This is a genomic window from Flavobacterium anhuiense (assembly GCF_900101855.1).
GTDB lineage: Bacteria > Bacteroidota > Bacteroidia > Flavobacteriales > Flavobacteriaceae > Flavobacterium > Flavobacterium anhuiense.
On sequence record NZ_FMVC01000002.1, the window covers coordinates 616,442 to 630,675 of the forward strand.

10 protein-coding genes are annotated in these 14,234 nt (G+C 34.4%); 8 read left to right on the forward strand and 2 right to left on the reverse strand.

Annotated features, from left to right (window positions below; all coding sequences use genetic code 11):
• Window positions 1–2 precede the first annotated feature (2 nt).
• Window positions 3–1,043, reverse strand: coding sequence for a sensor histidine kinase (locus BLP44_RS07260; protein WP_091131038.1), 1,041 nt, complete (start codon window positions 1,041–1,043; stop codon window positions 3–5).
• A 221-nt stretch (window positions 1,044–1,264) separates the two neighbouring features.
• Here BLP44_RS07260 and BLP44_RS07265 point away from each other — a divergent pair, with 221 nt between their 5' ends.
• The gene (locus tag BLP44_RS07265; RefSeq protein WP_091131397.1) at window positions 1,265–2,062 is read left to right on the forward strand and encodes a DUF5694 domain-containing protein; all 798 of its coding nucleotides are present in this window, start codon (window positions 1,265–1,267) and stop codon (window positions 2,060–2,062) included.
• A gap of 207 nt (window positions 2,063–2,269) precedes the next feature.
• Here the strand turns inward: BLP44_RS07265 and sucC are convergent, their stop codons facing one another.
• Window positions 2,270–3,463, reverse strand: coding sequence for an ADP-forming succinate--CoA ligase subunit beta (gene sucC / locus BLP44_RS07270; RefSeq protein ID WP_091131042.1), 1,194 nt, complete (start codon window positions 3,461–3,463; stop codon window positions 2,270–2,272).
• Between the two features lie 416 nt (window positions 3,464–3,879).
• On the opposite strand from sucC, the gene gltB reads away from it, so the two are divergent.
• The 7 genes from gltB (at window position 3,880) to BLP44_RS07305 (ending at window position 14,208) form a co-directional block, all read left to right on the forward strand.
• The gene (gltB, locus tag BLP44_RS07275; RefSeq protein WP_008462119.1) at window positions 3,880–8,397 is read left to right on the forward strand and encodes a glutamate synthase large subunit; all 4,518 of its coding nucleotides are present in this window, start codon (window positions 3,880–3,882) and stop codon (window positions 8,395–8,397) included.
• 179 nt (window positions 8,398–8,576) lie between these two features.
• The gene (locus tag BLP44_RS07280) at window positions 8,577–10,031 is read left to right on the forward strand and encodes a glutamate synthase subunit beta (protein WP_091131046.1); all 1,455 of its coding nucleotides are present in this window, start codon (window positions 8,577–8,579) and stop codon (window positions 10,029–10,031) included.
• Window positions 10,032–10,510: 479 nt separating this feature from the next.
• The gene (gene lysA / locus BLP44_RS07285; protein ID WP_262494190.1) at window positions 10,511–11,803 is read left to right on the forward strand and encodes a diaminopimelate decarboxylase; all 1,293 of its coding nucleotides are present in this window, start codon (window positions 10,511–10,513) and stop codon (window positions 11,801–11,803) included.
• A 345-nt stretch (window positions 11,804–12,148) separates the two neighbouring features.
• On the forward strand, window positions 12,149–12,463 hold the full coding sequence (locus BLP44_RS07290) for a GIY-YIG nuclease family protein (protein WP_008462115.1): 315 nt from the start codon (window positions 12,149–12,151) through the stop codon (window positions 12,461–12,463).
• Between the two features lie 112 nt (window positions 12,464–12,575).
• Window positions 12,576–13,109 (forward strand): hypothetical protein, encoded by a 534-nt coding sequence (locus tag BLP44_RS07295; protein WP_091131049.1) that lies wholly within the window; start codon window positions 12,576–12,578, stop codon window positions 13,107–13,109.
• Between the two features lie 87 nt (window positions 13,110–13,196).
• Complete coding sequence (locus BLP44_RS07300) at window positions 13,197–13,586, forward strand: helix-turn-helix domain-containing protein (protein ID WP_091131053.1); 390 nt, start codon at window positions 13,197–13,199, stop codon at window positions 13,584–13,586.
• Between the two features lie 100 nt (window positions 13,587–13,686).
• Window positions 13,687–14,208: a hypothetical protein gene (locus BLP44_RS07305; protein WP_091131057.1), complete on the forward strand. Its 522-nt coding sequence runs from the start codon at window positions 13,687–13,689 to the stop codon at window positions 14,206–14,208.
• Window positions 14,209–14,234 lie beyond the last annotated feature (26 nt).

The following is a 14,234-nucleotide window of genomic DNA, read 5'->3' on the forward strand; positions in this document are numbered from 1 at the left end:
GATTATTTTTTTAGCGGTATTTTTAAGTACGTTTTAAAGGTATTATTTTCTTCTGTTTTTTCAAGAATAAATCGATCTTTGTACATATACTCAAGTCTTTTGGTAAGGTTTTCAAAACCAATCCCGGTAGAGGAATAATTTTCTCCGCTTACATTATAATTGAAAGTTGAAATCTCTAAAAAACCGTTTGTTATTTTGATAGAAATAAGAGCTTTTTCCTTTTCATCATTTAGTTTCCCGTGTTTAAAAACATTCTCCACAAAATGTACCAAAGCCGAAGAAATGAGTTTTTCGTTTGAATAATTCCCTTCAATTGTAAAATCTAAAAAAAGCTGATCTTCAAAACGTTTTTTCTGCAAATGAATATAGTTTTGAATAAACTGAATTTCTTTTGAAAGTATGGCTTCATCTTTATCTGTTTCGGTAATAACGTATCTAAGCAAATCGGAAAGCACCAAAATATCATCAGCCATTTCGTCTTCTTTCAAAACCAACTGACTATAAAAAGAATTCAACGTATTAAACAAAAAATGTGGGCTAACCTGTGCTTTAAGCATTTGAAACTCTGCTTTTTTATTCTCCAAAAGCAATTCCTGGTTTTGATGCTGTGCGGTTTGGAACTGCCAAAACAAAAAAGTTAATGCACTTAAAATTACAGCTGGCAATCCGAAGAAAAAATTGTCTTTTATGTAATAGGTAATTTCCCTTGCTTCTTCATAATAGTTGTGCATTCCTGTGATACTATACAAAACAACTTCTTCCAAAAAATAACGAACAGCAGTAAATAGCAATAACGAAACTGGAATTGTTAGAATATAAAAGAGTAATTTCTTTTTGTTTAAAAACCAATTACAAAAAAGATAAAAATTAAGAATATAGATAATAAAGACAGCCAATAAATAAGCTGGAGTAATTCCTAAGTAAATAGATTGCAATACGAATTTTACTTCTCTATTATTTAGTCCAATATCCCAGAAAATATAGGTTAGAAGTAACAAAAAGAAAAGAACAATATGATAGTAAAAAGGAATTTTTGATTTCATAGTTTTTTGATAATTAACTCAAAAATACGATTATGACTTTAAAAGAAAATGGTATTTATATGAAACCTTATTTTTTTGATGACAAACGGCTAAAAACTTTACACGAACATTTTGAAAGTGAAATTTGGATAGTTGGTCTAATGGAATCTACGTTTCATCAAAAATGAAAATTAAGTTCTAAATCTGCTGATACATTTGCCATGAATTTAAAAACAAACGTCATGCAAAAAATCATTTTATTACTCGCAATTATCACATTAAATTTAACTTCTGCTCAAACCAAGAAAAAACAGATATTATTGGTTGGGACTTTTCATTACGCCAATCCTGGTCTGGATGTTGCTAAACTGAATAGTTTCAATATCATGTCTGAAAAGAGCCAAAAGGAACTCGAAATAATGAGTGACAAGATCAAAAAATTTGGTCCTGATAAAATATTCGTTGAATGGGAGTTTACCAAACAAGCAGAATTAGATAAGCTTTATAATAAAAACACGGATAGTCTTTTTAAAAACGATAAAAACGAAATAACACAACTGGCAATTCGCACGGCTAAAAAACTGAATCATAAAAAATTGTATGGAATGAATCTTTATACTCCTTTTCGATATGATAGTTTAATGATAGCCATGGAAAAAGCAAACCAAAAGGAGTTAATGGAGAAAAACAAAGTTACAACAGGAAATTTTGAAAAAGAACATAATGAAAAAATAGCAAAAAGCTCATTACAAGAAATGATGTTGTATTACAATACAAAACAAACCGAAAATGAAAATCTTCAATGGTATTTGGAAATAGCAAATAGAGCTGGAAATCCAGATGATTTTTCAGGACCTTCTTTAGTTGCAAATTGGTACAAAAGAAACTTGTACATGTATTCTCTAATTCAGAAACTAACCGAAAGCACAGATAACAAAATAATGGTCTTAGTTGGTGCAGGTCATGCTTCAATCATTCGAGGCTTTGTAGAAAATGATCCAACATTTGAAATTGTGGACTTATCAACTGTTTTGAAATAATATTTTTTTAACCGCAAAGGACGCAAGAATTTTACCAAGTAATATATAGAAACGCAAAGTTCGCAAAGCTTTATCCATATAGCTTTGCGAACTTTGCGTTTATGTATATTCTTATACGTAGAAAATCCTTGCGCCCTTTGCGGTTAAAACAAAAAAAATCCACTCCTTTTGGAATGGATTTTCTATATAAATTGATTTCTTATTTAATTAAGAAAGAGCAGCTTTTACTTGGTCAGCAGCTTCTTGGAATTGAACTGCAGATAAGATTGGCATACCAGAGTTGTCAATTAATTCTTTTGCAATTTCAGCATTTGTTCCTTGCAAACGAACGATAATTGGCACATTGATAGCGTCTCCCATATTTTTGTAAGCGTCAACAACACCTTGAGCAACACGGTCACAACGAACGATACCTCCAAAGATGTTAATTAAGATAGCTTTTACGTTTGGATCTTTCAAGATAATTCTGAAAGCTGTTTCAACACGCTTAGCATCAGCAGTTCCTCCTACGTCAAGGAAGTTAGCAGGCTCAAAACCAGCATATTTAATTAAGTCCATAGTTGCCATTGCAAGACCAGCTCCGTTTACCATACATCCTACAGTACCGTCAAGGTCAACATAGTTAAGACCAACTTCTTTAGCTTCAACTTCGATTGGATTCTCCTCACGAATATCTCTCATTTCAGCATATTTTGGTTGTCTGTATAAAGCGTTATCGTCGATGTTAACTTTAGCGTCAACAGCTAAGATCTTGTTATCAGAAGTTTTAAGAACTGGATTGATTTCAAACATTGAAGCATCAGAACCAATGTAAGCATTGTAAAGTGCATCGATGAATTTCACCATTTCTTTGAAAGCGTTTCCAGAAAGACCTAAATTGAAAGCAATTCTTCTAGCTTGGAAACCTTGTAATCCTACAGAAGGATCAATTTCTTCAGTAAAGATTAAGTGTGGAGTGTGCTCAGCAACTTCTTCGATATCCATTCCACCTTCAGTAGAATACATGATCATGTTGCGTCCTGTACCTCTATTCAATAAAACAGAAACATAAAATTCAGAAGTTTCGCTTTCTCCAGGATAGTAAACATCTTCAGCTACTAATACTTTGTTAACTTTTTTACCTTCAGGCGGAGTCTGAGGAGTAATTAATTGCATTCCGATGATTTGTTCTGCTAACTCTTCAACTTGTTGTAAGTTTTTTGCCAGCTTAACTCCACCACCTTTTCCACGACCACCTGCGTGAATTTGTGCTTTAATTACATGCCATCCTGTTCCAGTTTCGGCAGTTAATTGTTTTGCAGCAGCCACAGCTTCAACTGCATTATTAGCCACGATTCCGCGTTGCACACGTACTCCGTAACTCGCTAAAATTTCTTTTCCTTGATATTCGTGTATGTTCATAATATAGAATTTGTCTGGTTCTGAATTTATTTCAGAATAAAAGTGCGACAAAAGTAACAAAATACAACTGAATAGTAAAATCTTTTTCAATTAAATAAATGTTATATGTAGGTATTGAGCGTTGATAATTTTTCAAAGCAAACAAATCGTTAACGGAACAATTTGTTAATGTTAACACAATTCTCAGAAAACGTTTGATATTTAACAAAAAATTCATTGGTTTTATTGGCCTCCCGACGATTTTTCCTAATATATTTTAAGAGTAATTATATTTTTAGCAATTCGGGATGCCTTCTATAATAATATTAATAATTAAGAACCCTTTTTCTAATATTACAGCAAAAATGAAAGCAAAAGCACTATTTCAATACATTATGTTTAACGAAATCTGTATTTTTGTAAAAAAAATATCAAGAATGAGAGTTAAAGAACAAGGGCTTTATCTGCCTGAATTTGAACACGACAATTGTGGTGCAGGATTTATTTGTAATTTGAATGGTATTAAGTCAAATGATATTATTCACAAAGCATTAGACATCTTAATTAAATTGGAACATCGTGGTGCCGTAAGTTCTGATGGAAGAACTGGTGACGGAGCCGGAATTTTATTCGACATTCCTCATGATTTTTTTAAGAAAGTTTGTGACTTTGAAATCCCAGAAGCGCGTGAGTATGCAGTAGGAATGGTTTTTTTACCAAAAAGCAAAAACCAGGTTTCTTTTTGTATTAATGCATTTGAGGCTACTATTAAAGATCAAAACTTAAAAGTTTTAGGTTGGAGAGATGTACCTGTTGACGTTGAAAATTTAGGTGAAATCGCCGCAGAAAAAGAACCAACAATTAAACAAGTTTTCGTTTCTAAAAACGGACAAGATTTAACTGAACAAGAATTTAATGCAAAACTTTTTGCAGCTAGAAAAATTGCTGAACATGCCGTAAGAGGATCTAAGACCTCAGAAAGCCACATGTTTTATTTTACTAGTTTATCGACAACTACTATAATATATAAAGGTCTATTGATGCCGGAAGACATCAGCCGTTATTATATAGATTTGAAAGATCCGGACTTGGTGACACGTTTAGCACTTGTACACCAACGTTTCTCTACAAATACATTCCCATCTTGGGACTTAGCTCAACCATTTAGATACATGTGTCACAATGGTGAGATCAACACACTTCGTGGAAACGTAAGCCGTATGCGTGCTCGTGAAGAGCTTATGCAAAGCGCAGTTTTTGGCGATGACATCAAAAAATTATTCCCAATTATCTTAGAAGGAAAATCAGATTCTGCTTCTATGGATATGGTGATTGAACTTTTATTAATGACTGGCCGTTCTCTTCCAGAGGCAATGATGATGGTAGTTCCTGAAGCTTGGGAAAAACACCAAACAATGTCTCCTGAGAAAAGAGCTTTCTATGAATACAATGCTTGTATCATGGAACCTTGGGATGGTCCTGCTTCTATTCCGTTTACAGATGGTAACGTAATTGGTGCTTTACTAGACAGGAATGGATTGCGTCCTTCTCGTTATACATTAACAAAAAGCGGCTTCGTAATTATGTCATCTGAAATTGGTGTATTAGACATCGATCCAGAAGATGTAATTCAGCACGGTCGTCTTGAGCCAGGAAAAATGTTCTTGGTTGATATGAACGAAGGGCGTATCATCGAAGACGAAGAAGTAAAGAAAGCGATCGTTACAAAACGTCCATACAAACAATGGGTTGACGAAAACTTATTGCCATTGGCTAGCGTTCCTTACACCAACAACCCTACTCCTGTTGAAAAATTAGATTTCTTAACAAGACAGCGTTTGTTTGGTTATACTATTGAAGATTTAAAAACAATCATCAACCCAATGGGTAGCGACGGAGCTGAAGCGATCAGTTCTATGGGTAACGATACACCTTTGGCAGTTCTTTCAGATCAGCCTCAGTTGTTGTACAATTACTTCAAACAATTGTTTGCTCAGGTTACTAACCCGCCATTGGATGGTATTCGTGAAGAAATCATTACGGATATCAGTTTAGCGATTGGTGGAGATTTCAATATTTTCGAAATCGAATCTAAACAATGTAAAAAATTAAAAATCCAAAATCCAGTTATTTCTAATGAGGATTTGGATAAAATCAGAAATATCGATCATGCAGATTTCAAATCGGCTACTATTTCTACTTTATATAAAATAGAAAAAGGAGTTAACGGTTTAGAGCGCGCGCTTGAAAAATGCGTTCAGGCGACTTTTAAAGCGGTTAATGAAGGATGCAACATCATTATCTTATCTGATAGAGGCGTTAGCGAAGAATTGGCTCCAATTCCAATGTTATTGGCTTGTTCTTATATTCACCACTCATTAAACATTTTACAAGTTCGTTCTAAATTCGGAATCATCATCGAATCTGCTGAACCACGCGAACCGCATCATTTTGCTTTATTGTTCGGATACGGTGCAAGTGCTATCAATCCTTACATGGTAAACGAAATCATTCACGATCAGGTTGAAAAAGGTTTCATTACAAAAGTAAAAGCAGATTATGCAGTTGTGAATTACAACAAAGCGATTGCAAAAGGAATCGTGAAAATCATGAACAAGATTGGTATCTCTACTTTACATTCATACAGAGCTGCTCAGATTTTCGAGATTTTAGGTTTAAACAAAACATTTACATCTAAATACTTCCCTTACACTCCATCAAGAATTGAAGGAATTGGTTTAATGGAAGTTGAAAAAGAGGTTAAAAAACGTTTCCAAAAAGCGTTCCCAAATTCAAAAATTGCAAACTTGCTTTCTCTTGAAATTGGAGGTATTTACAGATGGAGACGTGGTGGCGAAAAACACATGTTTAACCCAACTACGATTTCTAAATTACAACAAGCAGTTCGTTTAAACAGCCCAGAAAGCTATAAAGAATATGCAAATGCTGTAAACGAGCAAAGCTCAAACTTAATGACTATTAGAGGTTTGTTTGAATTCAACAACTTGGATCCAATTTCTATTGACGAAGTAGAACCTTGGACAGAAATTGTGAAGAAATTCAAAACCGGAGCAATGTCTTATGGTTCTATCAGCCAGGAAGCGCATGAGAACTTAGCAATTGCAATGAACAGAATTGGAGGAAAAAGTAACTCTGGAGAAGGTGGAGAAGATCCAAGACGTTTCCAGAAAGAAATTAACGGAGATTCTAGAAACTCTGCTATTAAACAAGTTGCGTCTGGACGTTTTGGAGTTTCGATCAACTATTTGACAAATGCCAAAGAAATCCAAATCAAAATGGCTCAGGGAGCAAAACCTGGAGAAGGTGGACAGTTACCTGGAGAAAAAGTAGTGCCTTGGATTGCTGAAACGAGAAACTCTACTCCTTATGTAGGTTTGATTTCGCCTCCACCTCACCACGATATTTATTCTATTGAGGATTTATCTCAGTTGATTTACGATTTGAAAAACGCAAACCGTGAAGCTCGTATCAACGTGAAATTAGTTTCTGAAGTTGGAGTTGGAACCATCGCTGCCGGTGTTGCCAAAGCAAAAGCTGACGTTATCTTGATTTCAGGTTATGACGGAGGAACGGGAGCTGCTCCATTAACGTCTTTACAGCACACAGGTATTCCATGGGAACTTGGTTTAGCTGAAGCACAACAAACTTTGATCTTAAACGATTTAAGAAGCCGTGTAGTTTTAGAATGTGACGGACAATTGAAAACAGGACGTGACGTTGCTATCGCAGCTTTATTAGGTGCAGAAGAATTCGGATTCGCAACGGCTCCGCTTGTAGCTTCTGGATGTATCATGATGAGAGCTTGTCACTTAAATACTTGCCCGGTTGGTATTGCAACTCAGGATCCAGAATTGAGAAAAAATTTCAAAGGAACTCCAGAGCACGTAATCAACTTCATGTATTTCATTGCTGAGGAGTTAAGAGAAATCATGGCACAGTTAGGTTTCAGAACTTTAAAAGAAATGGTAGGTCAGTCTCAAAAATTAAACGTAGACAAAGCGATCAAGCATTATAAAGCTAATGGTTTAGATTTATCAACTATTCTATACAAACCGGAAAAAGCGAAAACAGTTCCAAATCACAACACAACGACTCAAGACCACGCTCTTGAGAATGTATTGGATTTTGACATCATCAAAGAAGCTATTCCATCTATCTATAGAAAGGAGAAAACGAGAGTTACATTCAAAATTAAAAATACAGACCGTTCTGTAGGTGCGATTTTGAGTAACGAAATCTCGAAAATTTATGGCGCACAAGGATTACCAGATGACACTATTTTAGTTGATTTTGAAGGTTCTGCCGGACAAAGTTTTGGTGCATTTGCCACAAACGGATTGTCATTTAAAATTCACGGAAACTGTAATGACTATTTAGGAAAAGGTCTTTCTGGAGGAAAACTAATTGTAAAAGTACCTCCTACTGCGACTTTCAATCCTGAAGACAACATCATTATCGGGAACGTTGCCCTTTACGGAGCTATTACGGGAGAGGCTTATATTAATGGTATCGCAGGAGAACGTTTCTGTGTGAGAAATTCTGGAGCAACAGCAGTTGTAGAAGGAATTGGAGATCACGGATGCGAGTACATGACTGGTGGTACAGTAGTAGTTTTAGGAAAAACAGGAAGAAACTTCGCAGCTGGTATGAGCGGTGGTGTGGCTTATGTTTACGATCCAAATAAGAAATTCGATTCTACAGTTTGCAACATGGAAATGGTTGCATTCGATCCAATGGAAGAAGAAGATCTTACGAAACTAAGAAAACTGATCAAAAACCATTCGTTGTACACTAGCAGTCCATTAGCAAAAAGAATTTTAGCAGACTGGGAAAACCAACAACAGCACTTCGTAAAAGTAATGCCAACTGATTACAAAAAAGCATTAAAACGAATTGCAGAAGAAAAACAAATAGAAGAATTAATAGCGGGATAAATGATTTTAGAATTCAGATTTTAGATTTTAGATTTTAGATTGAAGTTAACCTCAAAGCTTTGCGAACTTAAAACACTCCAAAAAGCAAAACAAAGAACCTTGCGTACTTTGCGGTTAAAAAAAATGGAATTTGGAATTTAAGAATCGGAATTTAATCATTTAGATTTAATAAAAAAGTCATGGGTAAAATAGGCGGATTTAAAGAATATAACAGAGCCGACGAAAGTAATTTAGCAGTTGCAGAACGCGTTTCGAACTACAACGAATTTACTATTCCGGTACCAAAAGATAAATTAAGAGAACAAGGATCAAGATGTATGGACTGTGGTATTCCTTTTTGCCACAGTGGTTGTCCGTTAGGAAATTTAATTCCTGACTTCAACGACATGGTACATCAGGAAGAATGGCAGAGCGCGTTGGAGATTTTACAATCTACTAATAACTTCCCTGAATTTACAGGACGCTTGTGCCCTGCTCCATGTGAGAAATCATGTGTATTAGGAATCATCAAAGATCCGGTTTCTATCGAAAACATCGAGAAAAGCATCGTAGAAAGAGGGTTTGCTGAAGGATGGATTAAACCTCAGCCACCAAAAACAAGAACTGGAAAAACAGTTGCCGTTATTGGTTCAGGACCTGCAGGTCTTGCAGCAGCTCAGCAATTAAACAGAGCGGGTCACACTGTTACTGTTTTTGAAAGAGACAACGCAATTGGAGGTTTATTGCGTTACGGAATTCCAAATTTCAAATTAGAAAAAGGAATTATTGACCGTCGTGTAGCTATTTTGGAAGCAGAAGGAATCACTTTCAAAACAAATGTAAATGTTGGAGTTAATTTCAGCGTTGAAGAATTAAACCAATTCGATTCTATTGTTTTATGTGGAGGAGCAACTGAAAGAAGAAGCTTGCCAACTAAAGGAATTGAAAGCAAAGGTGTTGTTCAAGCAATGGATTTCTTAACGCAACAAACTAAAGTTTTATACGGAGAATCTATTCCAGACCAAGTTAAAGCTACTGGAAAAGATGTAATCGTTATTGGTGGTGGAGATACTGGTTCTGACTGTATCGGTACTTCGAACAGACACGGAGCTAAATCGGTAACTAACTTTGAGATTTTGCCAAAACCTCCAGTTGGAAGAAGCGAGTCAACTCCATGGCCTTTCTGGCCGTTGCAGTTGAAAACATCTTCTTCTCACGAAGAAGGTTGCGACAGAAACTGGTTAATCAATACTAAAGAATTCATTTCTAACGAAAAAGGTGAATTAACTGGATTAAAAACAGTTGAAGTGCAATGGAAAATGACTCCAGGTCAGCGTCCAGAATTAATCGAAAAAGAAGGTTCTGAAAAAATCTGGCCTTGCGATTTAGCTTTATTGGCTCTTGGGTTTACGGGTCCAGAGAAAACGTTAAGCGAGCAGTTAGGAATCGAAATTGACGCGAGAAACAACTATAAAGCACATAACTATCAGACAAACGTTCCTCACATTTTCACTGCTGGTGATATGAGAAGAGGACAATCATTAATCGTGTGGGCTATTTCAGAAGGTCGCGAAGCTGCAAGAGAGGTAGATTTATTCCTTATGGGATCTACAAACTTGCCTACTAAAGGAAAAGGAGATCTTCCTAGCCTGTAAAAAACCGAAAAAAAATACAACACATACTATCACAAACCCTTGATTTTATATTCAGGGGTTTTGTTTTTTTACCACTCCCGATAGTTATAGGGATAAAATGATTAGCACAGATTATTTTTGTCTGCCACGAATTGCACAAATTTTCACGAATTTTTATTTTCTGGTCGATTTCTATTTCAAACATAGCTCGTGGTTTCAACCACCGGGACGCAATATATGATTACGTCCAATCCGTACTCTTCCCATGGTTGAAACCACGGGCTATATTTTAGCATTTTGCGAAATTCTAAAATTAAAAATTTGCGAAAATTTGTGTAATTTGCGGTTAAAACATTTCAACAGCATTTATAAATTAGAGAAATTCGTGAATTCGTGGCAAAAAACTTAGTCCCGATAGCTATCGGGATAGTATCTTAACAAAGGTTATAAAATTTCAAAAACAGCAACTTTTTGTTTGAAATAAAACAATTTGTTATATTTTGTTATTTTTCTACAAATTATTTGCTGGTAATCAAAAGTGTAATAACTTTGCCCAAAATGATTTAAAAATGCAAGCAAAAGATTTACTGCAGTTAGCAGACCAATTTGGAAGTCCATTGTATGTTTACGATGCTGAAAAAATCCAATCTCAGTACAACCGATTAACTAAAGCTTTCTCTAAGGTGGAGAACTTAAGAGTTAATTATGCCATGAAGGCATTGTCTAACATTGCGATTCTACAGTTATTAAAGAACATGGGGTCTGGCTTAGACACTGTATCTATTCAGGAAGTTCAGTTAGGGCTTCACGCTGGCTATGAACCCGAAAGAATTTTCTTTACACCAAACGGCGTTTCTTTAGAAGAAATAGAAGAAGTTGCTGCAATGGGAGTACAAATCAATATCGACAATTTATCTATTTTAGAGCAATTCGGAACAAAACATCCACATATTCCGGTATGTATTCGTATCAATCCACACGTAATGGCGGGCGGAAACGCTAACATTTCTGTTGGACATATCGATAGTAAATTCGGAATTTCTGTACACCAGATTCCTCATATTTTGCGAATTGTGGAGAACACAAAAATGAGCATTATTGGAATTCACATGCACACAGGATCTGATATTTTGGATATCGAAGTATTCTTGTATGCTGCCGAAATCTTGTTCGATACCGCTAAGCATTTCAAAGATTTACAATTCTTAGATTTCGGAAGCGGATTCAAAGTTCCTTACAAAAAAGACGATATCGAAACAGACATCGAAGAATTAGGTAAAAAATTATCTAAAAGATTCAATGCTTTCTGTGCAGAATACGGAAGAGATTTAACGCTGATTTTCGAACCAGGAAAATTCTTGGTGAGTGAAGCAGGTCATTTCTTAGTAAAAGTAAACGTAGTAAAACAAACAACATCAACAGTTTTCGCTGGAATCGACAGTGGTTTCAACCACTTAATCCGTCCGATGTTTTACGGATCTTCACACCATATCGAAAACATTTCTAATCCAAAAGGAAAAGAGCGTTTTTACTCTGTTGTAGGATACATTTGCGAGACTGATACTTTTGCCAACAACCGTAGAATTGCAGAAATCACTGAAGGTGATATTTTAGAATTCAGAAACGCTGGGGCATACTGTTTCTCAATGTCATCTAACTACAACTCAAGATACAAACCAGCAGAAGTCCTTTGGATGAACGGACAAGGAATCTTGATTCGCCAAGCAGAAACATTTGAAGATTTACTTAAAAATCAAATTCCGTTGCCACAAGAAATTGCTGCTACGGTTTAACAATAGAAAAAAAAGGAATATCACCAAAGTCCCGTTTCTTAATTGAGGCGGGATTTTTTTATTTTAGATTTCTGACTTTAGATTTTAGATTGCTGTACTTTGTCAGGCTGAGCGAAGTCGAAGCACGCAAAGTAACTAACCGTCCAGTTTTGTCATTTCGACGGAGGAGAAATCTTCACAAGAAACTCCGCAAAGTATTTCGCTCAAATCATACACAAAGTAGCCACTAAGTTTGTCATTTCGACGAAGGAGAAATCTTCGCAAGTAGCTCCACAAAGATTAGAAACAAAACCGTATAAAAGAAAGAAAAATCTTAAATAATTATCTATCTTTAGCATTAAAAAAATGCTACATCAAGAAGGCTATCACACATACTACATATACATCCTAACAAACAAATACAAAACCGTTTTCTACACAGGAGTCACAAATAATTTAAGAATCCGCTTAAGTCAGCACAAAGCAAACAATACAACAGAAAACAAAACCTTTACTGTAAAATACAATGCTACTTATTTGTTGTACTACGAAAAATTCACATGGGTTCAAGAAGCAATTGCTCGTGAAAAAGAAATAAAAGACTGGCGCAGAGAAAAGAAAATCGAATTGATAAAAATTATTAATCCTGATTTGGATTTTCTTAATTATTTATTTGAATAACATTTCCAATCTTTGTAGAGCTACTTACGAAGATTTCTCCTTCGTCGAAATGACAAGATTGTGGATAAACTTTACTTAATCAAAACTAAAAAAGTATTTAATACCTAAACAAATGGACTTTGAAGTACTTAACATACGTAAAATAGACTCTTCAACAGGAAATTTCAAATTACATGAAGACTACATTCTTTCTTATGATCATTTTGATGGTTGGTCAGAAAGATTATTGAGTTTAGGGATTTATATAGATATCATTTTTGAATGTAAAGTTCGATTACATTTTCTTGATAAAAATATGGAACAAATTGAGAAACAATTTGAATGTGAAATACCATCAGAAATTAAAACCTTAATTTTAGGATTCATAAATCTCGACCAAGTAGTATTAAAACATTACTATGCAGATATGTTTTTAGAAGATGAAACTAGACAAAATTATGTTATTAATCATTCTGGAAAATCACATAACATTACCATAGGGACTTTACTCAAAAAACCGCAACCAGAAAATATACCCGAAGAATTGTTTTTTAATCTAATAGATCTTTTCAAAAAATGGCGAGAAGATATTTATCAAGAATGTTTAAAAGAATTAGCTCTATCTAATCAAATTACCATTCACGAAAAGCGTAAGCGAAGAAAATAAAAGCTTTTAAAATCATTAAGTATTACCTCAGATAAATCATATATTTACTCTTCAATAAAATCAAAAAAATTAAATACCTTTGAAATTATGAGTACAACAACAAAACCAAAACATATCGGCAGAAACATAAGCCGAATCAGAGAGCTTAAAGGTATGAAACAGGAAGCACTTGCAATTGCAATTGGCGTAAGCCAGCAATCTGTCTCTAATTGGGAAGCGAGCGAAACGATTGAACAAGAAAAACTTATAGAAATTGCAAAAGCTTTAGGCGTAACTAAAGAAGCAATCGAAAATTTTTCAGAAGAAAATGTGATTAATTATTTCAATACATTTAACGAATCCGTTTCTGGAAGTTTCATAACTAATAATGAATGCACATTCAATCCACTTGATAAAGTTGTAGAACTTTACGAACGTTTGGTTCAGGCAGAAAAAGATAAGGTTGAATATTTAGAAAAATTATTAAAAGGGAAATAATTTACTTGATAAGATAAAATTACAAACGCACAAATATCACTTTGACTTTTGTGAGTTTTTTATAATGTGAGCTTTAATTCAACAGCTATCTATTTCTTCGATGAAAAAACTTCAATTTCTTTTTATTGTTTGGTTATTCCCACTTTTATTGATATCTCAAAACAAAATTTCCAAATCTGAAGTTCAAAAAATAATTAAAGAAAGTCAAATACAAAAGAAAAATGGTCGGATTAGTTTACCTTCAATCAAATCATGGAAATTTAACAATGTAGATAGTCTATATTTTAAAAGCGACACTTTAATAGCAATTCAAAATAAGACAAATACACAAAATGATTTTTGCAAATTTATTGATTGGACTTTTTATCAAAAAAAGGCATTTATTTTAGGTCGCTGTTCTTTTTGTAAAGAACCTCCGTCACGAATGGTTACAAAATATCCTAAAGATTATTTTTCGATTGCAATCTATGAAGTTGAAAACAAAACAATGATAGATATTCTCAGATATGACAAAATGATTGTGGAATCCTTTAAGGTAATAAAAATTGAAAGTGATGAAAAATTTATTAAAATAAAATTAGTTCGAAGATTCATTCCCAAACCATATGATGAAGTTTATTAGATATATTTACATTCCAAATCAAACCC